This is a genomic window from Plantibacter sp. T3 (assembly GCF_902506515.1).
Lineage (GTDB): Bacteria > Actinomycetota > Actinomycetes > Actinomycetales > Microbacteriaceae > Plantibacter > Plantibacter auratus.
In genome coordinates this window covers 2,147,639-2,167,990 of the sequence record NZ_LR733286.1, presented here as the reverse complement: position 1 = coordinate 2,167,990, position 20,352 = coordinate 2,147,639, and the positions used below count along the sequence as shown (strand labels likewise).

Annotated in this window: 15 protein-coding genes and 1 riboswitch; of the genes, 7 read left to right on the top strand and 8 right to left on the bottom strand. The window is 67.7% G+C overall.

The annotated features are described in order from the left end of the window. Window positions 1-130: 130 nt before the first annotated feature. Window positions 131-1,855: an ABC transporter family substrate-binding protein gene (locus GV015_RS10390; RefSeq protein WP_159878240.1), complete on the bottom strand. Its 1,725-nt coding sequence runs from the start codon at window positions 1,853-1,855 to the stop codon at window positions 131-133. Between the two features lie 296 nt (window positions 1,856-2,151). Between GV015_RS10390 and GV015_RS10385 the strand changes: the two genes are divergently transcribed. The 4 genes from GV015_RS10385 to GV015_RS10370 are packed head-to-tail and all read left to right on the top strand — an operon-like array spanning window position 2,152 to window position 6,826. Beyond that, window positions 2,152-3,135 (top strand): ABC transporter permease, encoded by a 984-nt coding sequence (locus GV015_RS10385; protein ID WP_079705532.1) that lies wholly within the window; start codon window positions 2,152-2,154, stop codon window positions 3,133-3,135. Between the two features lie 4 nt (window positions 3,136-3,139). Further along, complete coding sequence (locus GV015_RS10380; protein ID WP_079705531.1) at window positions 3,140-4,063, top strand: ABC transporter permease; 924 nt, start codon at window positions 3,140-3,142, stop codon at window positions 4,061-4,063. Beyond that, window positions 4,056-6,161, top strand: a complete 2,106-nt coding sequence (locus GV015_RS10375; RefSeq protein ID WP_159878238.1) for an ABC transporter ATP-binding protein — start codon at window positions 4,056-4,058, stop codon at window positions 6,159-6,161. Before GV015_RS10380 ends, GV015_RS10375 begins: the two co-directional genes overlap by 8 nt. A 47-nt stretch (window positions 6,162-6,208) precedes the next feature. Next, complete coding sequence (locus GV015_RS10370; protein WP_159878236.1) at window positions 6,209-6,826, top strand: hypothetical protein; 618 nt, start codon at window positions 6,209-6,211, stop codon at window positions 6,824-6,826. An 82-nt stretch (window positions 6,827-6,908) separates the two neighbouring features. On the opposite strand, the gene GV015_RS10365 is transcribed toward GV015_RS10370, so the two are convergent. From GV015_RS10365 to GV015_RS10350, 4 genes are all read right to left on the bottom strand, one after another. After that, on the bottom strand, window positions 6,909-8,633 hold the full coding sequence (locus GV015_RS10365; RefSeq protein WP_159878234.1) for an ABC transporter ATP-binding protein: 1,725 nt from the start codon (window positions 8,631-8,633) through the stop codon (window positions 6,909-6,911). Window positions 8,634-8,644: 11 nt separating this feature from the next. Beyond that, window positions 8,645-9,613, bottom strand: coding sequence for an ABC transporter permease (locus tag GV015_RS10360; RefSeq protein WP_064296417.1), 969 nt, complete (start codon window positions 9,611-9,613; stop codon window positions 8,645-8,647). Next, on the bottom strand, window positions 9,603-10,532 hold the full coding sequence (locus tag GV015_RS10355) for an ABC transporter permease (RefSeq protein WP_064296418.1): 930 nt from the start codon (window positions 10,530-10,532) through the stop codon (window positions 9,603-9,605). The genes GV015_RS10360 and GV015_RS10355 overlap by 11 nt, the downstream gene beginning before the upstream one ends. Window positions 10,533-10,607: 75 nt before the next feature. Next, complete coding sequence (locus GV015_RS10350) at window positions 10,608-12,218, bottom strand: ABC transporter substrate-binding protein (protein WP_236555395.1); 1,611 nt, start codon at window positions 12,216-12,218, stop codon at window positions 10,608-10,610. A gap of 336 nt (window positions 12,219-12,554) precedes the next feature. Here GV015_RS10350 and GV015_RS10345 point away from each other — a divergent pair, with 336 nt between their 5' ends. After that, entirely contained in the window at window positions 12,555-13,367 is an 813-nt protein-coding gene (locus tag GV015_RS10345) for a CPBP family intramembrane glutamic endopeptidase (protein WP_236555393.1), read from the top strand. 75 nt (window positions 13,368-13,442) lie between these two features. Here GV015_RS10345 and gcvP read toward each other — a convergent pair whose 3' ends face one another. From gcvP to gcvT, 3 genes are read right to left on the bottom strand one after another with little or no spacing between them, the layout of a single operon-like run. Further along, window positions 13,443-16,364: an aminomethyl-transferring glycine dehydrogenase gene (gcvP, locus tag GV015_RS10340; RefSeq protein ID WP_159878230.1), complete on the bottom strand. Its 2,922-nt coding sequence runs from the start codon at window positions 16,362-16,364 to the stop codon at window positions 13,443-13,445. Continuing rightward, window positions 16,364-16,738 carry a glycine cleavage system protein GcvH gene (gene gcvH / locus GV015_RS10335; RefSeq protein WP_124769004.1) on the bottom strand — a complete coding sequence of 125 codons (375 nt, stop codon included), beginning with the start codon at window positions 16,736-16,738 and terminating at the stop codon, window positions 16,364-16,366. The genes gcvP and gcvH overlap by 1 nt, the downstream gene beginning before the upstream one ends. Window positions 16,739-16,741: 3 nt before the next feature. Next, window positions 16,742-17,866, bottom strand: coding sequence for a glycine cleavage system aminomethyltransferase GcvT (gene gcvT / locus GV015_RS10330; RefSeq protein WP_159878228.1), 1,125 nt, complete (start codon window positions 17,864-17,866; stop codon window positions 16,742-16,744). Window positions 17,867-18,027: 161 nt separating this feature from the next. Next, a riboswitch (glycine riboswitch) is annotated at window positions 18,028-18,113 on the bottom strand. 151 nt (window positions 18,114-18,264) lie between these two features. On the opposite strand from gcvT, the gene GV015_RS10325 reads away from it, so the two are divergent. Together GV015_RS10325 and nadA are read left to right on the top strand one after the other, a co-directional pair. After that, window positions 18,265-19,047: an NrtR DNA-binding winged helix domain-containing protein gene (locus tag GV015_RS10325; RefSeq protein WP_159878226.1), complete on the top strand. Its 783-nt coding sequence runs from the start codon at window positions 18,265-18,267 to the stop codon at window positions 19,045-19,047. After that, window positions 19,044-20,351, top strand: coding sequence for a quinolinate synthase NadA (nadA, locus tag GV015_RS10320; RefSeq protein ID WP_159878224.1), 1,308 nt, complete (start codon window positions 19,044-19,046; stop codon window positions 20,349-20,351). Before GV015_RS10325 ends, nadA begins: the two co-directional genes overlap by 4 nt. The last annotated feature ends 1 nt before the right edge of the window (window position 20,352 follow it).

Genomic DNA, 20,352 nt, shown 5'->3' with positions numbered 1-20,352 from the left:
TCGGGCACGATGGTGCCGACGGACCATCATACCGCAGGAGTCCTGGCCGGGGGCTGAACGGCGACGGGCACCGGCGGTTTCCCGCCGATGCCCGTCGTCCTCAGGGTTCAGGAGGAACCCGTCGTGTCGCTTACTTCTTCCAGCCCACGTTCTTCCAATCGATGGTCTCGAACTGGGTCGGCCCGTAGTTCACGAGGCCGGTCTTGACGCCGTAGGTGTACGGCACCGGGAACAGCGGGAGCGTGGTCGCGAGGGCGACGATCTTCTTGTCGATCTCCTTCGCGATCTCGAGGCGCTTGTCGGGGTCGAGTTCCGCGTTGGCGCTCGCCCAGAGGTCACCGAGCGAGTCGTCGGTGACGCCGGGGAAGTTCTGCCCGGAATCGGCCGGGTAGAAGATCGACTCGGTGCTGGAGATCGGGAAGGCGGTGCCCTGCCACGCGAAGCTCACGGCGTCGAAGTCGCGGGTCTCGGTGGTGACGTACTTCGTGAAGAAGTCATCCGAGGGGACGGTGTCGATCTGGAGGTCGAAGCCCGACTCCTTCACCATGGCCTGCACCTGCTGCGACGTCTCGGCGGAGACCGGGTTGTCGGAGTCGATGACGTAGCGGACGGTCAGCTTCTGGCCGTCCTTCTCGCGGATGCCGTCGCTGCCCTCCTTCCAACCGGCGTCTTCGAGCTGCTTCTTGGCCGCGTCGATGTCGTAGCCGAGCACCTTGGAGGCGTCGTCCTCGTAGCCGTCCTGGCCCGGGAGGAAGATGAGGTTGTTCAGCAGGTCGGTCGGCGCGTCGATCGCGGCGAGGCGGGCCTCGGCGATGGTCTGACGGTTGATCGACTTGGCGAACGCCTGGCGGACCTCGGGGTCGCTCAGGACCTCGGACGTGCCGTTCAGCGTGATGTGGTTGTAGGTGGTACCGCGCGAACGCTGGATCTCGGCGTCGCTGCGCTTCTGAGCCGTCTGGTAGTTGTCGGCGTTGGAACCCACGCTGAAGACGTCGATCTCACTGTTGGAGAATGCCTGGGCGAGCCCGGCGCGGGAGATCTGCTTGAAGATGATGTTGTCGAGCTTCGGCTTGTCGCCCCACCACTTCGGGTTGGGCGCGAAGGTGACGACGGCACCGGTCTGGTCGATCTTGCTGACGATGTACGGGCCACCCGACACGTAGGTCGTGCCGTCGGCCGCGTACGGTCCGGTCGCCCAGAGGGTGTTGAACGACTCGGGCGTCGCGCCGAGCCACTTCGGCCAGATGTTGCCGAGGATGGACGGCCAGTCCGCGTTCTTGTTCTTGAACGTGATGAGGACGTCCTGCGGGCTGTCGCCGGCGGTGACGGACTCGATGTCCTTCCACACGTTCGTGGACGTGGGTGCGTACGCCTCGTTCGCGCCGTTCAGGGACTGCCACGTCGCAGCGACGTCGTCAACGCTGATCGCGGTGCCGTCGGACCACACGGCGTCGGGGTTGATCTTGATCTCGACGACCTGCGGGTCCTCGCTCTTCAGCTCGACCGAGGTCGCGTAGTCGGGGTTCGCCTCCCAGGAGCCGTCTTCCTTGATCTTGACGAACGACGGCGTGTACAGGTTCGTGAGGAACTGGTCGTCGACCGTACCGGCGTCGAGGTTGTTGAGGTTCCAGTTGGCCGGGATCGTGTCGACCGCGAGGTTCAGTGTGCCGCCCTGGGCGATCTGGTCGGCGTCGGCGCGCTCCCAGCCGGTGCCGGACAGCTCGGCGGGCTTCGACGTCGAGCCGCCACCGCCTGAACCGCCTCCGGTGCAAGCCGTCAATGCGAGGGCGACGATCGAGACGCCGGCGAGGATCATCCCGCCGCGCCGCTTCGATCCCTGTGTTCTGGAACTCATCGAGATCCACCTTTCGTGACGTGTAACTGCGCAACGCCGCACCGATGCGGAGCGGAAGGCGCGCAGGCCAATGTGGACCATCTTGCACCCGCTCCGGGGATCCCCCACAAGTGGGCACGAATTGTTACCGTTTCGATTTCTCGACGGTACGAGCCGGAAACATACGTTTCGTTTCCTGGGAACACGCGTCGTTTTCTGATTCCCGATGGTTCGGGGTTACAGTGTCTCCACCCCACGAGGGGAGCACAGCTGACGGGACGACGCGGTCCCGCACAACGACTTCGCAAGGCTGGTACATGATCGGGTTCATTGCACGGCGGTTGGTCAACTACCTGTTCCTCTCCGCCATCGCCACCATGCTGGGCTACGTGCTCGTGAGCATGACGCTCCAGCCCTCGGCCCGGTTCCTCGGGAAGAACCCGCCCATCCCGCAGTCCTCGATCGACGCGGCGCTCGACAAGATGGGCGTCAACCCGAAGGTGCCGCTGCTCGAACGCCTCTGGGACTGGGTCACCCAGCTCGTGACCACCGGGTCCCTCGGCGTCAGCACCCGCGGCACCCAGGTCACGGCCGACATCTTCGAGCGCTCGGGCACGAGCCTCCGACTCCTCGTCATCGGCACCATCCTGGGCGCGGTCATCGGCGTCGCCCTCGGCGTCTGGGGCGCCGTCCGGCAGTACCGGGCCAGCGACCAGATCATCACCTACGCCTCGTTCACGATCCTCGCGATGCCCGTCTTCGTCATCGGCGTCGTGCTCATGATCCTCGCGACGTCGCTCAACCAGGCGGTCGGCACGAACGTCATCAACTTCACCGGCGAGTACACCGCCGGCCTACAGGGCGGGTTCTGGACACAGTTCGGCGACCGGGCGATGCATCTGCTGCTGCCCACCATCACCCTCACCGTCGGCGCCGTCGCCTCGTACTCGCGGTACCAGCGCAGCGCCATGCTCGACGTGATGAGCGCCGACTACATCCGGACCGCCCGCTCGAAGGGCCGGACCCGCGGCTCCGCGATCATCCGACACGGCGTCCGCGTCGCGCTCATCCCGATGTCGACGTTCTTCGCCTACTCGTTCGGACTCATCCTCACCGGCGCGAGTGTGACGGAGAACGTCTTCAGCTGGCACGGCATGGGCGAGTACCTCCTCACGAGCGTCTCGAACTCGGACATCAACGCCGCCGCCGGAACGATCCTCTTCACCTCCATCCTCGTCCTGATCGCCGGAACCCTCTCCGACGTGATCTATGCGGCGCTCGACCCGAGAGTGCGGGTGTAACGACATGGCACTGACCGACCCATCGACCCTCACCGTCGGCGAACCCGAGACGATGCGGGATGCACCAAAGCGGCCGCAGTCCCGCGGACGCACGATCCTCCGGAAGGTGCTCGCCACGAAGCGCGCCCGCATCGGTGGAGGCGTCCTCCTCTTCATCATCCTCTGGGCCTTCATCGGCCCGCTGCTCTCCCCCTGGTCCTTCACCGACCAGGACGGCCTCGCCTTCAGCCAGCCGCCCTCGCTGTCGCACTGGTTCGGCACGAACAACATCGGCCAGGACGTGTACGCGCAGACCCTCGTCGGTCTGCAGAAGTCCATCGTCATCGGCCTGATCGTCGGCCCGGGGGCGGCGATCATCGCCGGACTCGTCGGGGCTATCGCCGGTTACGTCGGCGGCGTCTGGGACAAGGCGATCGTCTGGCTCATCGACCTGCTCCTCGTCATCCCCGGCTTCTTCCTCCTCGTGCTCCTCAGCCCGGCGTTCAAGTCGCTCTCCTGGCTCGCCCTCGTCGTCTTCCTCGTCCTGTTCGGCTGGATGGTGCTCGCCCGCGTCATCCGCGGGCAGACGATGTCGCTCCGCGAACGCGAGTACGTCAAGGCCGCTCGCTTCATGGGCGTCCCCGGGTTCACGATCATCCGTCGGCACATCATCCCGAACGTCGCGAGCCTCCTCATCATCGACGCGACGCTCGGCATCGGCGCGGCGATCCTGTCGGAGACGACGCTGAGCTTCTTCGGCTTCGGCGTCCAGGCACCCGACGTCTCGCTCGGCACCCTGCTCGCCGCCGGTGCGAGTGCGGCCGTGACGCGGCCCTGGCTGTTCGTCTTCCCGGCAGCGATCCTCGTCATCACCGTGCTCGCCTCGAGCCTCCTCGGCGACGCCCTCCGCGACGCCATCGACCCGACCTCAGGAGCCAACCGTGACTGACCCCCAGGCGACAGCGCCGCTCCTCAAGGTCGACGACCTCACCGTCACCTTCCCCAACGCCGGCACGCCCGTGCACGCCGTCCGCGGTGTCTCCTACGAGGTGCGGCGAGGCGAGTTCCTCGGCATCGTCGGCGAGTCGGGCTCCGGCAAGAGCGTCTCCTCGATGGCCGTCATGGGGCTGCTCCCGACCAACGCGCAGGTGAGCGGCAGCATCCGCTACGACGGCGTCGAGCTGCTCGGCCAGTCCGACAAGGAACTGTCGAAGATCCGCGGGCGCGACATCGCCATGATCTTCCAGGACCCGCTCTCGGCCCTCACACCCGTCTACACGATCGGTCAGCAGATCGCCGAGGGGCTCCGCCTCCACGACTCCGCGCTCTCGCAGCGCGCCGCCGAGACCCGGGCCGTCGAACTGCTGAAGATCGTCGGCATCCCGAACGCGGAGCGGCGTGCGAAGTCGTTCCCGCACGAGTTCTCCGGCGGCATGCGTCAGCGGGCCATGATCGCGATCGCCATCGCGAACGACCCGCAGCTGATCATCGCCGACGAGCCGACCACCGCGCTCGACGTCACCATCCAGGCGCAGATCCTCGAGGTGCTCCAGAAGGCGAAGGACATCACCGGCGCCGCCGTGGTGCTCATCACGCACGACCTCGGTGTCGTCGCCGGCAACGCCGACCGGGTCGCCGTGATGTATGCGGGCCGGATCGTCGAGACGGCACCCGTCGTCCCGTTGTTCCGCGAACCCCTCATGCCGTACACGATCGGTCTGCTGCGATCCATGCCGAACATGGCCGCGAACCAGCAGGAACGACTCGTCCCACTCGAGGGACGCCCACCGCTGTTGACGACCGTGCCGACCGGCTGCCCCTTCGCCCCGCGCTGCCCGATCGCCGTGGCCGCCTGCCTCGAGGGTGAACCGGCGCTGCTCCCCGTCCTCGACGGTCCCGTCGAGGACCCGACGACCTCGGTCGACCACACCGCGGCGTGCATCCGCGCCGGCGAGATCGCCGACGGATCGCTGCGCCGCCCGGAGATCTTCCCTCGGCCGGACGAGGTGCCGGAGGAGCTCGTCGCCGAGGTCGCTCCGGAGACCGTCCTCGACGTCCGCGACCTGACCCGCGCCTTCCCGCTCACGAAGGGCGTCGTGTTCCGTCGCAACATCGGCACCGTCCGCGCGGTCGACGGGGTCTCGTTCAGCGTCCAGCGCGGACGCACCCTCGGCCTCGTCGGGGAGTCCGGCTGCGGGAAGACGACGACGATCATGGAGATCCTCGAACTCGCCAGGACGCAGGGCGGCAGCATCCACGTGAACGGGGTCGACACCGCGACGCTGTCGAAGCCCGACCGCCGGAAGCTGCGCAGCGACATCCAGGTGGTGTTCCAGGACCCGATGGCCTCGCTCGATCCGCGCATGACGATCGAGGACATCATCGGCGAACCGTTGACCGTCCACGGGGTCTCCCCCACCGAGATCCGCTCCCGCGTCGGTGCCATGCTCGAACTCGTCGGCCTGGAACCGTCCTTCGCCGGCCGGTACCCGCACGAGTTCTCGGGTGGCCAGCGACAGCGCATCGGCATCGCCCGGGCGCTCGTCGTCGAACCGAAGATCCTCGTGCTCGACGAGCCGGTCTCCGCGCTCGACGTCTCCGTCCAGGCCGGCGTCATCAACCTGCTCGAAGACCTCAAGCAGCGGCTCGGACTCTCGTACCTGTTCGTCGCCCACGACCTCGCCGTCGTCCGGCACATCGCCGACGACGTGGCGGTCATGTACCTCGGGCGCATCGTCGAGTACGGACCCAGTGCCACGATCTTCGACGACCCGAAGCACCCGTACACGCAGGCGCTCCTCTCCGCGGTGCCGGTCCCGGACCCCGAGATCGAACGCAGCCGGCAGCGCATCCTGCTGAACGGCGACCTCCCCTCCCCCAGCGACGACCGGGTCGGCTGCAGTTTCCGGAGCCGCTGCCCGCTGTTCCAGCTGCTGCCGGCGGAGAAGCAGGCGGTCTGCGAACGCGACGATCCGCGAGAGCGCCCCGTCGACGGACGGCTCGTGGCGTGTCACCATGCGGAGAGCGACCGGCTCGTCACCGCCTGATCGAGCCGTGCGGCCCCGCGGGTCGGCGGCCTGGAAGGATGGTGGACGTGAACGAAGCGACGAACGCCGGCAATCGGACCACTCTGCGGAGCACGAGCGGCTTCTGGATCCTCGGGGTCACCGCCCTGCTCATGGTCTTCTTCATCATCGACGCCGTCGGCCGCGGGGCCTGGGACTTCGCGGTCCAGGCGCTCCCGTGGGAGCTCCTCGTCGTGTGGCTGGTCTACCTCGTCCTCGTCCGCCCCTGCATCGTCATCGAGCCGTCGCAGCTGACCATCGTGAACGTGGGGCGTCTCCACGACATCCCGTGGTCGCGCATGGAGGAGGCGACCAGCCGCTACCAGCTCACGGTGCTCCTCCGCGACGGTCGGAAGATCACGAGCTGGGGCGCGCCGAGCGCCGGTCTCGACCGCCCGTCGATGATCGGCGGACGCGCCGGACGACGCGGGGTCGACCACCAGGACCGCGCGGCGGGTGTCCGCCGACCCGGCCGCGCCGGCAACGAGGGTCCGACGGCCGTCGACCTCATCGACCGTGCGCACGAACGCTGGGGTCGGATCGACCCGAAGGACGACCGCCTCGCCACCTCGCGCTGGGACGTCGTCGCCCTCGGCGTCACGGCCGCACTCGTCCTCTGGGGCGTCGCCTCGGCGCTCCTCGGCTAGCGACCGGCGGACGCCTCCCGCAACGCCGAAGGGCGGTGCCACGGATCACTCCGCGGCACCGCCCTCCGACGTGGTGCGCCGGTTACAGCGCGAGCTCGATCCCGGCGCCGGGGATGGCGTCGAGGAGTTCGCGCGTGTACTGCTGCTTCGGGTTCTCGAAGACGTCGTCCGTGGTCGACGCCTCCACGATCTTCCCCTTCTGCATGACCGCGACGTTGTCGGCGATCACGCGCACGACCGCGAGGTCGTGGGTGATGAAGAGGTACGTCAGCTGCAGCTCCGACTGGAGGTCGGCGAGCAACTGCAGGATCTGCGCCTGGACGAGGACGTCGAGCGCGGACACCGCCTCGTCGAGGACGACGATCTCAGGCTTCAACGCGAGTGCGCGAGCGATCGCGATGCGCTGACGCTGTCCACCGGAGAGTTCGTTCGGGTACCGGGTCGCGACCGCCTGCGGCAGCGAGACCTGGTCGAGGAGCTCCAGCACGCGAGCACGGCGGGAGGCCTTGTTGCCCACCTTGTGCGTGACGAGCGGTTCAGCGATCGTGTTGCCGATGTTCCGCAGCGGGTCGAGGGAACCGTAGGGGTCCTGGAAGACCGGCTGCATCTTCCGGCGCAGCGCGAGGAGGCCCTTGCGATCGAGCCCCTCCATCGCCTTGCCACCGATGCGGATCTGGCCGGACGTCGGCGTCTCCAGCTGCAGGAGCAGCTTCGCCACGGTCGACTTGCCGGATCCGGACTCGCCGACGAGCGCCATGGTGGTGCCCCTCGGGATCTCGAACGAGACGCCGTCGACGGCCTTGAGCTCCCGCTCAGCCGCCTTCTGGCCACGGATGTTGTAGACCTTCTCGAGGTCCTTGACCACGATCGCGGCCTCCGCGTCCGGCTGGGCAGCCTGCGCCGCAGCGCGGTGCTCGGCGGCGACGATGAGGTCGATGCCCTCGGAGCCGGCGGGAGCCTCGTGGTCGAGGGTCTCGAGCGATCCGGTCGCCGACTGGATGCGACGCGACGCCAGGCTCGGCGCCGCTGCGACGAGCCGCTTCGTGTACGGGTGCACCGGGTTCTGCAGGATCTCGACCGACGGACCGGCCTCGACGATCTGCCCCTTGTACATGACGATGAGCTTCTCAGCGCGCTCGGCGGCGAGGCCGAGGTCGTGCGTGATGAAGAGCAGCGCCGTGCCGCTGTCGCGGGTCAGGCTCTCGAGGTGGTCGAGGATCTTCCGCTGGACCGTGACGTCGAGCGCCGACGTCGGCTCGTCCGCGATGAGCAGCTTCGGGCTCGACGACAGACCGATACCGATGAGCACGCGCTGACGCATGCCGCCGGAGAACTGGTGCGGGAACTGCTTCAGGCGACGGTCGGCGTCGGAGAGGCCGGCCTGCTGGAGCACCTCGATCGCCTTGGCACGGACGGCCTTCTTGCCGTGGGCGATGCCGTTGGCACGGATGGCCTCCTCGACCTGGAAGCCGATGTTCCACACCGGGTTCAGGTTGGACATCGGGTCCTGCGGCACGAAACCGATCAGGCGTCCGCGGACGTCCTCGATCTCGTTGCGGGAGAGCTTCGAGAGGTCGCGCCCCTCGAAGAGGATCTCGCCCCCGCTGATCTTGCCGGTACCGGGCAGGAGGTTGATGATCGCGTGCGCGGTCGTCGACTTCCCGGATCCGGACTCACCGACGATCGCGACGGTCTCCCCGGGCATCATGGTGAATCCGGTCTTGCGGATGGCCTGGACCGTCCCGCTCTGGGTACGGAAGGTGACCTCGAGGTCCTTGACCTCGAGCAGCGGCTGCTGGGTGTTCATCTGGCTCGCGTTCAACGCAGGGCCCTCGCCTTCGGGTCGAGCGCGTCTCGCAGGACTTCGCCCATCATGATGAAGCTGAGCACGGTGAGCGACAGCGCGATCGACGGGTAGATCAGCACCTGCGGCGCCGTGCGGAGGTCACGCTGCGCCTGGCTGATGTCGTTGCCCCAGGACATGGTCTCGCTTCCGAGCCCCACGCCGAGGAAGGACAGCGTCGCCTCGGCGACGATCGCGGACGCCAGCGAGATCGTGATGACGACGATCACCGGTGGGATCGCGTTCGGCAGCACGTGGCGCAGGAGGATCTTGAAGCGGGAGACACCCAGCGCGATGGACGCTTGGACGTAGTCCGCGTTCTTGACCCTGAGCACCTCCGCTCGAAGCACTCGGGCGACTGATGGCCAGGCGAACAGACCGATCGCCAAGGAGATCGTCCACACGCTCCGGTACTTCGCGAGCACCGACATGACGACGACGGCCGCGAGGATGTACGGGATGGAGAAGAAGATGTCGCCGATGCGGGACAGCACCGAGTCGACCCAACCGCCGTAGAAGCCGGCGAACGCGCCGAACACGATGCCGAGCGTGGCGGTGATCAACGTCACGATGAGACCGACGGACAGCGACGTGGAGGTCCCGTAGATGACCCGCGCGAAGATGTCGCAGCCCTGCTTCGTGAACCCGAGGATGTGGCCAGCCTCAGGCCCGCCGTTGCTGTTCTCGAGGAAGCACTGGTTGTTCGGGGGCGTCTGCGTGAAGAGGAAGGGGAACAGGCCCACGACCACGACGAGCAGGATGAGGACGGACGAGATCCAGAACATGGGACGACGGCGCATGAACGCCCAGGCGTCGGTCCAGAGGTTGCTGACCTTCTCGTCGACCTTGACGGCGTCGATGACCGCGAGGGGGGTCTCTTCGAGCGGCGCGACGAAGTGATTCGGGGATCGCTTGATCGTCGGCTCCTGATCATTACTTGACATAGCGGATCCTTGGGTCGAGCACGGCGTAGAAGAGGTCGATGACGAGGTTGATGATGAGGTAGAACAACACCATCACCGTCACGAAGGACACCACGGTCGGGCCTTCTCCTCGGAGGATGGCCTGGTAGAGCGTGCGGCCGACACCGGGGACGTTGAAGATGCCCTCGGTCACCGTGGCGCCGACGATCAGCACACCGAAGTCCACCGCGAGGTAGGTCACGACCGGGATCAGCGAGTTGCGCAGGATGTGCACGGGGATGACCCGGCGACGGCTGAGGCCCTTCGAGTACGCCGTACGGACGAAGTCGAGCGACTGCGTCTCGATGACCGAGGACCGGGTCAACCGCACGATCTGCGCGAAGCTGATGGTGGCGAGGACCAGTGCGGGGAGTAGGAGGTCTTGTATCGGCGCGCCCGGGCCGACCGTCGGTCTGAACCACCCGAGCTGGATCCCGAACACGTACTGCGCGACGAACGCGATGACGAAGACGGGGAGCGAGATGAGGATCAGGCTGACCACGAGGAACGAGGCGTCGAAGATGCCGCCCTTTCGGATGCCGGAGATGAGACCGATCGTGATGCCGGCGACCATCTCGAAGAAGACGGCGATGACGGCGAGCCGCAGCGTGACCGGGAAGGCCTGCGCGAGGATCTCGCTGACCGGCTGCCCGGAGAAGGACGTTCCGAGGTCGCCGGTGAAGATGCCGCCGAGGTACAGGAAGTACTGCACGATGAACGGCTTGTCGAGGTTGTACTCGGCGTTGAGTTGAGCGATCTGCGCGGCGCTCGGCGTCTTGTCGCCGAACAATGCGAGCACGGGATCACCGGGCAACGCGAAGACCATGAAATAGATGAGGAAGGTCGTGCCGAGCAGTACGGGGATAGCCTGCAGGACACGACGAAGAATGTAACCGCCCATGGTGTGGGACTCCTGAACTCGTGAAGCTGGGTGGGCCCGGAAGAACCGGACCCACCCAGCTATGCCGCTACAAGACTACTTGGTGATCTCGTAGTACAGCGGCACCGAGTTCCAACCGAACTCGACGTTCTGCACGCCTTCGCCGAAGCCGCCGCTCACGTTCTGGTACCAGAGCGGGATGGCCGGCAGGTCCTTGAAGAGGACCGCCTGGGCGTCCTGGAACTTCTTGTTCGCAGCGTCCAGGTCGGTCTCGGACGAACCCTCGGAGAGGAGCTTGTCGAACTCGGGGCTGGAGTAGTCACCATCGTTCGAGGAAGCACCGGTCGCGTAGAGCGGAGCGAGGAAGTTGTACAGACCCGGGTAGTCGGCCTGCCATCCGGAGCGGAACGCCGTCTCGATGGAGCGGTTGGTGATGCCGGCGCGGAAGTCACCGAAGACGGCGACCGGGACGCCCGAGGACTCGATGCCCAGGACGTTCTTGATGCCGTTGGTCACTGCGTCGACCCAGGCCTGGTGCGGCCCGTCGGCGTTGTACGCGATCTGGAAGGAGCCGTCCCACGGGGAGATGGCGTCGGCCTCGGCCCAGAGTTCCTTGGCCTTCTTCTCGTTGTACTTGAGGACGTCGTTACCTTCGATGTCCTTCGAGTAGCCGTCGATGACCGGCGAGGTGAAGTCGGTCGCCGGCGTGCGGGTCCCGTTGAAGATGACCTTGGTGATCTCTTCACGGTTGATCGCGTACGAGATGGCCTGACGACGCAGCTGACCCTCTTCACCGCTGAAGTGCGGGAGGCGGGACGGGATCGTGAAGGACTGGAACACGGCGGCCGGCTGGTTGACCGCGCGGTCGCCCAGGTCGTCCTGGTAGGTGGAGAGCGCGGAGTCCGGGATCTGGTCCAGGACGTCGAGGTTGCCGCTCAGCAGGTCGGCGTAGGCGCTGTCGAAGTCCTTGTAGAACGTGATGGTCAGGCCACCGTTCTTGGCTTCGCGGCCACCCTTGTACTCGTCGTTCTTGACGAGCTTGATCGACTCGTTGTGCTTCCACGCCTTGTCGCCGTCGACCTTGTACGGGCCGTTGCCGATCGGGTTCTGTCCGAACTCGTCCGTGACCTTGCCGGCCGCGTCGAACGCTGCAGCGGGCAGCGGGTAGAAGGCGGAGTAGCCCAGACGCAGCGGGAAGTCCGATGCAGGTGCGGACAGCTTCACCGTGAAGGTGGTGTCGTCCACGACGCTCAGGCCCGTCAGGGGCTGGCCGGTCTCGTTGTAGCCCTCGACGTCAGCGAAGAATGAGGCGTTCTTGCGGAGGTTGACGACGGCGTCCTGCCATGCCATGACGAACGAGTCAGCGGTGACGGGGTCGCCGTTGGTGAACTTCTGATCAGCCTTGATCTTGATCGTGAAGGTGGTCGAGTCGTCGGTGTCGATCGACTCGGCCAGGTCGTCGACCGGCTTGCCGTCGGCCGCGTAGTAGCGGAGGCCTGCGAAGACCTCGTCGATGATCTTTCCGCCACCGACCTCATTGGTGTCGCTGGGGATGAGGCCCGACTCCGGCTCGGAGCCGTTGGTCGTGATGATGGATGATGCGCTGCTGGTGCTCTCGCTGCTGGAACCGCCACCGGAACAACCGGTGAGGACGAGAGCCCCTGCTGCGATGATGGCGGCGGCAGAGCCGAACCGACTGAACTTCACAGTTCCTCCTTGGGGAAAGGGCAAGCGAAACCAGCGCATCGTGTGCGCTGGATCGCTCTTTGAATACTCTGACGATAAGCAGAAGCAGGACGGCGAGCAAACTGGGACGCCAAACGTTACACAGCGGTAACCCAATCGACGGATTGTTGCTCACGGATGCTTTTTCGTGCACGGATCCCGCCCACGACGCAACAGAACGATCATGATCGCAAAACTCGTGCGGTCGCTTCCTCGTTCTGGATACGAATCGTAAGGCGTTCATCTCCCGATATCCGCCGTGCGGACGTGCAGATGGTATGCGGTGCGTTCGGAGCCACCAGACAGCAGAATGGACCGGTGAGCGAGCAGAACACCACCGAGCGGGGACCGGACCTCCCCGAGGGCGCCGGAGACAGCCGTCGGTGGTGGGAGATCGGCATCGTCCTCGCGCTGAGCCTCGGGGCGTCGGCGGTGTACTCGATCATCTCGCTCATCGCGAAGCTCACCGCGGGGCCGCCGCTCTCCGATCAATCTGCGGCGATCAACACCACCCAGGCGACCCGGGAGTGGCTCGACTTCAGCTACCAGTTCCTCGGGCTCTTCTTCCAGCTCGCGCCGGTCGCCCTCGTCATCTACCTGCTCTGGCAGCCCGGACGCGGCGGCTTCGCGCGGATGGGACTCGACCTCCGCTCCCCCGGACGCGACCTCGGCCGCGGTCTGCTCCTCGTCGCCGCGATCGGTGTCCCCGGCATCGGTGTGTACGCGTTGGGCCGCGCACTCGGCGTCACGGTCGCGGTCTCGACGTTCCCCGACACGATGTACTGGTGGACGATCCCGATGCTCGTCTTCTCCGCCCTCCGCGCCGGCCTCCAGGAGGAGGTCATCATCATCGGCTACCTGTACACCAGGCTCCGCGAGATCGGGTGGGGGTGGTGGACGATCATCCTGTCGACCGCCGTCCTCCGCGGGAGCTACCACCTGTACCAGGGCATCGGGCCGTTCTTCGGCAACGTCGCCATGGGGATCGCGTTCGGCTGGTGCTACAAGCGCTGGGGTCGGGTGATGCCCCTCGTCGTCGCGCACACGGTCATCGACATCATCTCGTTCGCGGGCTTCCCGCTCGCCGTCGCCTGGTGGCCGGAGATCTTCGCCGCGACGCCGTCCTCCTGACGACCCGTTCGCCCATTACGGGACGAACGAGCACTCCCTCGCCCACGAATGGGCGAGGGAGTGCTCATGGACCGGCTAGGCGAAGGCCTCGGGCGGCGGGCAGGCGCACACGAGGTTGCGGTCGCCGTACGCCTGGTCGATGCGACGCACCGGCGGCCAGTACTTCGTGCGCACGAGCGTGTGCACGGGGTAGACGGCGAGCTCGCGCGAGTACGCGTGCGTCCACTCCCCCTCGACGACCGACTGGGCCGTGTGCGGCGCCCCGACGAGCGGGTTGTCGTCGGCAGGCCACTCGCCCGCCGCGACGGCGTCCGCTTCCGCCTTGATCGCGATCATCGCGTCGACGAAGCGGTCGACCTCGGTGAGGTCCTCACTCTCGGTCGGCTCGACCATGAGCGTCCCCGCGACGGGGAACGACATCGTCGGCGCGTGGAAGCCGTAGTCGACGAGGCGCTTCGCCACGTCGTCGACGGAGATCCCGGTCGCCTCCTTGAGCGGACGGAGGTCGAGGATGCACTCGTGCGCCACGAGGTCGCTGTCGCCCGTGTACAGGACGGGATAGTGGTCGCGCAGTCGCGCAGCGATGTAGTTCGCCGCGAGCACCGCAGCACCGGTCGCCTCGCGGAGCCCTTCCGAACCCATCATGCGGACGTACGCCCACGAGATCGGCAGGATACTCGGGCTGCCGTAGGGAGCCGCCGAGATCGGACCGCCGTCGTGCACGACCGTCCCGCCGCCGAGCAGCGGGTGCTCGGCGCGCTGCGCCAGCGGGTGACCGGGCAGGAACGGCGCGAGGTGCGCCTTCGCAGCTACCGGCCCGACACCGGGGCCGCCACCGCCGTGCGGGATGCAGAACGTCTTGTGCAGGTTCAGGTGTGAGACGTCGCCGCCGAACTCCCCGAACCGCGCGTAGCCCAGCAGTGCGTTGAGGTTCGCGCCGTCGACGTAGACCTGGCCGCCGGCGTCGTGCACGGCCTGGGTGATGGTCTTCACCTCGTGCTCGTACACGCCGTGGGTGGACGGGTAGGTGATCATGAGCGCGGCGAGAGACTCGGCGTTGGCCTCGATCTTCGACCGGAGGTCGTCGAGGTCGACGTTGCCCTGCTCGTCGCATGCGACGACGACCACACGCATGCCGGCAAGGACGGCGGAGGCCGCGTTCGTGCCGTGCGCGCTCGAGGGGATGAGGCAGACCGTCCGCTGCTCGTCGCCGTTCGCGCGGTGATAGCCGCGGATGGCGAGGAGACCGGCGAGCTCGCCCTGGCTGCCGGCGTTCGGCTGGAGCGACACGGAGTCGTACCCGGTGACCTCGGCCAGCCAGGTCTCGAGCTGGTCGACGAGTTCGAGCGAGCCTGCGACGTCCTCACGCGGGGCGAACGGGTGCAGCCCGGCGAACTCGGGCCAGGTGACGGCCTCCATCTCGGTGGCGGCGTTGAGCTTCATCGTGCACGAACCCAGCGGGATCATCCCCCGGTCGAGCGCGTAGTCGCGGTCGGCCAGCTGCTTGAGGTACCGCATCATGGCGGTCTCCGAGTGGTGCGTGTTGAACACCGGGTGCGTCAAATACTCGGTCTCGCGGGCGAGCGTGGCCGGGTACTCCGACACGGCGCTCGGACCGAACGCCGAGGCGGACGACCCCTCGTCGAAGACGTATGCCGACGGCTCTCCGACGGTGGCGGTCCCAGCGGTCGTGAGCACCTCGACGAGGGTCGGGACGACGCTCTCGACCGCGCTCACCTCGTCGAAGCTCATCGAGACGGTCGTCTCGTCGACGGCCCACAGCAGGAGGCCGCGGTCGTGCGCACCCGACACCACCGCTGTGCTGTCAGCGACGCGCACCTGCAGGGTGTCGAAGTAGTGCTCCGTGAGCACCTCGACACCCGCCGACCTCAGCAGACGGGCTGCACTCGCGGTGGTCGCGTGCACCGACTGCGCGATCCGCTTGAGCCCGTCTGGCCCGTGGTACACCGCGTACATCGCGGCCATGACCGCCAGCAGGACCTGGGCCGTGCAGATGTTGCTCGTGGCCTTCTCACGGCGGATGTGCTGCTCGCGCGTCTGCAGCGTGAGCCGGTAGGCGGGGTGACCCGCCGCGTCCTGGCTGACGCCGACGAGGCGACCGGGCATCTGGCGCTCGAGGCCCTTGCGGACCGCGAGGTACCCCGCGTGCGGCCCGCCGAAGCCCATCGGCACGCCGAAGCGCTGGCTCGTCCCGACCGCGATGTCCGCGCCGAGGGAACCGGGCGAGGAGATGAGCGTGAGGGCGAGGAGGTCCGCTGCGACGACCGACACGCCGCCGGCCGCCTTGACCGCCGCGAGGACCGCCGATGGGTCCCACACGAGCCCGGAGGCACCGGGGTACTGCACGAAGACACCGAACGCCGCCGGGAGGTCCTCGGGCGAGGTGGTCGACAACGGCAGCTCGACGAGGTCGATGCCGACCGCTTCCGCGCGACTCCGGAGGAGCGCCTTCGTCTGCGGGTACGCGTCGGCGTCGACGATGAACGTCGCGTCGGCGAGCTTCGAGGCCCGTCGCGCGAGGAGCATGCCTTCGACGACCGCGGTGCTCTCGTCGAGCATCGAGGCGTTGGCCGTGTCGAGACCGGTGAGGTCGGCGACCATCGTCTGGAAGTTGATGAGCGCCTCGAGGCGGCCCTGCGAGATCTCGGGCTGGTACGGCGTGTAGGCCGTGTACCAGGAGGGGTTCTCGAGGACGTTCCGCTTGATGACCGCCGGCGTGATCGTGTCGAAGTAACCGAGACCGATCAGGCTCCGGTTCACCGTGTTGCGGCCGGCGAGCTCACGGAGTTCGGCGAGCGCCGCCCGCTCGGTCGCGGCGTCGGGGATGCTGGACGAGGCGAGCTCGGCGGCCGTGATCGCGGAGGGGACGGCCGCGGCGAGCAGGGCGTCGACGCTGTCGTACCCGACGGCGGCGAGCATCGTCGCCTGGGCGGCGGTGTCGGTTCCGATGTGCCGTTCTGCGAAGCGGTCCGCCATCACTCGCCCACCAGCGCGGCGTAGTCGTCCCAGCTGAGGAGCGTGTCGGGCAGCGCGTCGTAGCGCACCGAGACGAGCCAGCCGGCACCGAACGGGTCGCTGTTGACGAGCGACGGGTCGTCGACGACGGCGCCGTTGGCCTCGACGACCTCGCCGTCGAGCGGGGCGAAGAGCTCGCCGACGGACTTCGTGGACTCGATCTCGCCGACCACGGTGCTGGCTGAGAGCGCCGCGCCGACGGCGGGGAGGTCCACGAAGACGACGTCACCGAGCTTCTCGGCGGCGTAGTCGGTGATCCCGATGACGGCGAGATCGCCCTCGACGCGGATCCACTCGTGCTCGGCGGTGTACTTGAGGGTGGTCTTGTCGGCCATGGGTTACTTCTCTCTCGAATAGAAGGGGAGCGTGGTGACGGTCGCGGGGATCCGCGTGCCGCGGACGTCGATGTCGAGCACGGTGCCCGGCTCGGCGTGGTCGGGGTGCACGTAGGCCATGGCGATCGGGTGTCCGAGGGTGGGCGACAGTGCCCCGCTCGTCACCTCGCCGACGGTCGTGTCGCCGGCGAGGACACGGTAACCGGCACGACCGGCGCGACGCCCCTCGGAGACGAGGGCGACGAGCACCGGTGCGTCGTCCGCCGGACCGGCCTCGACGGCGTCACGACCGATGAACGTGCCGTGCTTGCCGAGTGCGACGACGCGGCCGAGTCCGGCCTGCACGGGCAGCATGTCCGGACCGAGCTCGTGGCCGTACAACGGCATGCCGGCTTCGAGCCGGAGCGTGTCGCGACTGGCGAGCCCGGCGGGGACCAGTCCGAGCGGTGTCCCGGCGGCGATGATGGCGTTCCACAGCTCCACGGCGTCGGCCGCGTCGACGTACAGCTCGAACCCGTCCTCGCCGGTGTACCCGGTGCGCCCGATGAAGACCGTGCCGTTCTCGAAGGAGGCACCCGTCGCGCGGTAGTACTTCACCTCGTCGAGGGACGGCAGTTCGTCCAGGATGTGGAGCCCCTCGGTCGCCTGGAGGATGGCGCGGGAGGCGGGCCCCTGGACGGCGATGAGCGCGATCTCGTCGCTGCGGTCCATGACGACCACGTGCTCGAACGCCGCGGCCCGCTCGGTGAGCGCTGCGACGACGGCGTCGTGGTTGCCCGCGTTCGCGACGACGAGGTACTCGTGCTCACCGTTGCGGTAGACGACGAGGTCGTCGATGATGCCGCCGGCCTCGTTCAGCAGCAGGGAGTACTTGGCCTGGAGCAGATCGATGGCGGACAGCTTGCCCGCGAGCGCCTGGTCGAGGAAGTCGGCGGCGTCGTCGCCCACGACCTGGATCTCGGCCATGTGGGAGATGTCGAAGATGCCGGCGGCGGTGCGCACGGCGTGGTGCTCGGCGAGGTCGCTCGAGTACCGCACGGGCATCTGCCATCCGGCGAAGTCCGTGAAGCTCGCGCCGGCGGCTTCGTGGACGGCATGGAGCGGGCTGGTTCGTTCGAGGTCGGTCACGAGTTCTCCGGGGTCGCGTGGTGCGCTGCGGACACCTGACGGTGCCCGTTGGGAACTCCCCCTCTGTCATTGGCCTGAGAGCTTCACGAGCGCCGCTGCTGCGGACACTGCTTTCACCGTCGGCGAGCGCACCACGAACGTGCGCTGCTTTCCAGAGTGGCCAGTCCGATGCGGTACAGGACCTGAGAGATTGGCGGGGAGGCTTGCTCCTTCGGTGCCGGCGTACCGGCTCTCCCGCATCGTGTTTGCGGCCCGATGTTCGATTGAGCCGCCAGCATATCGCGAGTGGTCGCCTCGGCGCAGGACCTTGTTCGAGTCAGGTGTACACTAAGCCTGTATCGAGTACAGGTCATTTCTACCTGAAGTGCCGCCGGTGCTCCGGAACACGGAGATCCCCCATGCAGCGATCGACGACTCCCGCGGAGCAGACGGACCCGCAGGTCGGCCTCGCGGTCTCGACCGTCATCTTCACGCTCCGAGCCGACGACGGGTTCGGCGCGACCGATCCGGCGCCCGGCATCTGGCTCCCGCTCGTCCGGCGCATCCGTGAGCCCTACGACGGCCTCTGGGCGCTGCCGGGCGGCCCGCTCGGTGCCGCGGAGTCCCTCGCGGACGCGGCCTCGTCGACCCTGGAGACGACAACCTCACTCCGCCCGCGCTACCTCGAGCAGTTGTACGCGTTCGGCGACCTCGACCGCTCCCCCGCCGAGCGCGTCGTCTCGATCGTCTACTGGGCGCTCGTCGGGTCCGACGAGGCGAAGCGCACGCGGCTCGGCCAGAACGTCCGCTGGTTCCCGGCCGACGCACTCCCCCCGTTGGCGTTCGACCACCGCGACATCGTCGAGTACGCCCTGTGGCGGCTCCGCAACAAGCTGGAGTACAGCCACATCGCGCACGCCTTCCTGGGCGAGACCTTCACCCTCTCCGAACTCCGGGAGGTGCACGAGGCGGTGTTGCAGAAGCAGCTCGACCCCGCGAACTTCCGACGCCAGGTCGAGTCCTCCGGTCTCGTCCTGCAGACCGACGAGCTCCGTACCGGTGGGCGCCACCGCCCGGCGCGGCTCTACCGGTGGACCCAGCCCGTCACCCGACCGGAGACCCCGTCGCCCGGGCGGTCGACGAGCCGCAGGCCCACGACGTCCACCCCGACCACCCGTCAGCAGTCCGAGGAGCCAGCATGACCATCACCGCATCCGTCGACGACACCATCCAGCAGATCACCGAGGGTGCGTCCGACGGCGCGACCTGCGCGCCCGAGCTCGCGGCCGGGCCCTGGGTGTTCGACCTGCAGCCGCCGAGCTACGGCCCTGGCGCGTCGATGGGCGACGTCATCCCGACCGGTTCGCCTCGGCAGGGCCAGCTCCCGGCCGCCTATCGCGACGCCTCCAACGATGAACTCCACCGCCGCATCGTGGCCGCGAAGCAGACCCTCGGAGACCGCGTCGTGATCCTCGGGCACTTCTATCAGCGCGACGAGGTGGTTCAGCACGCCGACTACATCGGTGACTCCTTCCAGCTCGCGAACGCGGCCAAGGCACGCACCGAGGCCGAGGCGATCGTGTTCTGCGGCGTGCACTTCATGGCCGAGACGGCCGACCTCCTGTCCGGACCCGAGCAGGCCGTGATCCTCCCGAACCTCGCCGCCGGCTGCTCGATGGCCGACATGGCGGACATCGACCAGGTCGAGGAGGCGTGGGAGGCCCTCGAGGCGCTCTACGGGACCGAACCGGACGCCGACGGCCGGGTACCGGTCATCCCCGTCACCTACATGAACTCCTCGGCGGCGCTCAAGGGCTTCTGCGGTCGGCACGGCGGGATCGTCTGCACGTCCAGCAACGCGGAGACGGTCCTGCGGTGGGCCTTCGAGCGCGGACAGCGGGTGCTGTTCTTCCCGGATCAGCACCTGGGTCGGAACACCGCCAAGAAGCTGGGCGTGCCACTCGAGCACATGCCGATGTGGAACCCGAACCGCCCGCTCGGCGGCAACGAGGCGACGGACCTCAAGCAGGCAGAGGTCATCCTGTGGCACGGCTTCTGCTCGGTGCACAAGCGGTTCACCGTCGACCAGATCGACCGCGCCCGGGCGGAGCACCCCGGCGTCCGGGTCATCGTGCACCCCGAGTGCCCGATGGCGGTCGTCGACGCCGCCGACGAGGCGGGATCGACGGACTACATCCAGAAGGCCATCGCGGCAGCGCCGGACGGCACCACGTTCGCGATCGGCACCGAGATCAACATGGTGCAGCGCCTCGCCGCGCAGTACCCGCAGCACACGATCTTCTGCCTCGACGACGTGATCTGCCCCTGCTCGACGATGTACCGCATCCACCCCGGCTACCTGGCCTGGGTGCTCGAAGGACTCGTCGCGGGCGAGGTGCTCAACCGCATCACCGTCTCCGACGACGTGGCCGTCCCGGCCCGCCTGTCGCTCGAGCGCATGCTCGCCGCGAAGCCGCCGGTCGCCGTCGGAACCCAGGCCGGCTGAC

Coding starts and splice junctions, on each gene's coding strand:
- GV015_RS10385 (WP_079705532.1), top strand. CDS start 2,152: ATGATCGGGTTCATTGCACGGCGGTTGGTCAACTACCTGTTCCTCTCC.
- GV015_RS10325 (WP_159878226.1), top strand. CDS start 18,265: ATGCAGCGATCGACGACTCCCGCGGAGCAGACGGACCCGCAGGTCGGC.
- GV015_RS10355 (WP_064296418.1), bottom strand. CDS start 10,532: ATGGGCGGTTACATTCTTCGTCGTGTCCTGCAGGCTATCCCCGTACTG.
- nadA (WP_159878224.1), top strand. CDS start 19,044: ATGACCATCACCGCATCCGTCGACGACACCATCCAGCAGATCACCGAG.
- GV015_RS10365 (WP_159878234.1), bottom strand. CDS start 8,633: ATGAACACCCAGCAGCCGCTGCTCGAGGTCAAGGACCTCGAGGTCACC.
- gcvH (WP_124769004.1), bottom strand. CDS start 16,738: ATGGCCGACAAGACCACCCTCAAGTACACCGCCGAGCACGAGTGGATC.
- GV015_RS10380 (WP_079705531.1), top strand. CDS start 3,140: ATGGCACTGACCGACCCATCGACCCTCACCGTCGGCGAACCCGAGACG.
- gcvP (WP_159878230.1), bottom strand. CDS start 16,364: ATGGCGGACCGCTTCGCAGAACGGCACATCGGAACCGACACCGCCGCC.
- GV015_RS10390 (WP_159878240.1), bottom strand. CDS start 1,855: ATGAGTTCCAGAACACAGGGATCGAAGCGGCGCGGCGGGATGATCCTC.
- GV015_RS10360 (WP_064296417.1), bottom strand. CDS start 9,613: ATGTCAAGTAATGATCAGGAGCCGACGATCAAGCGATCCCCGAATCAC.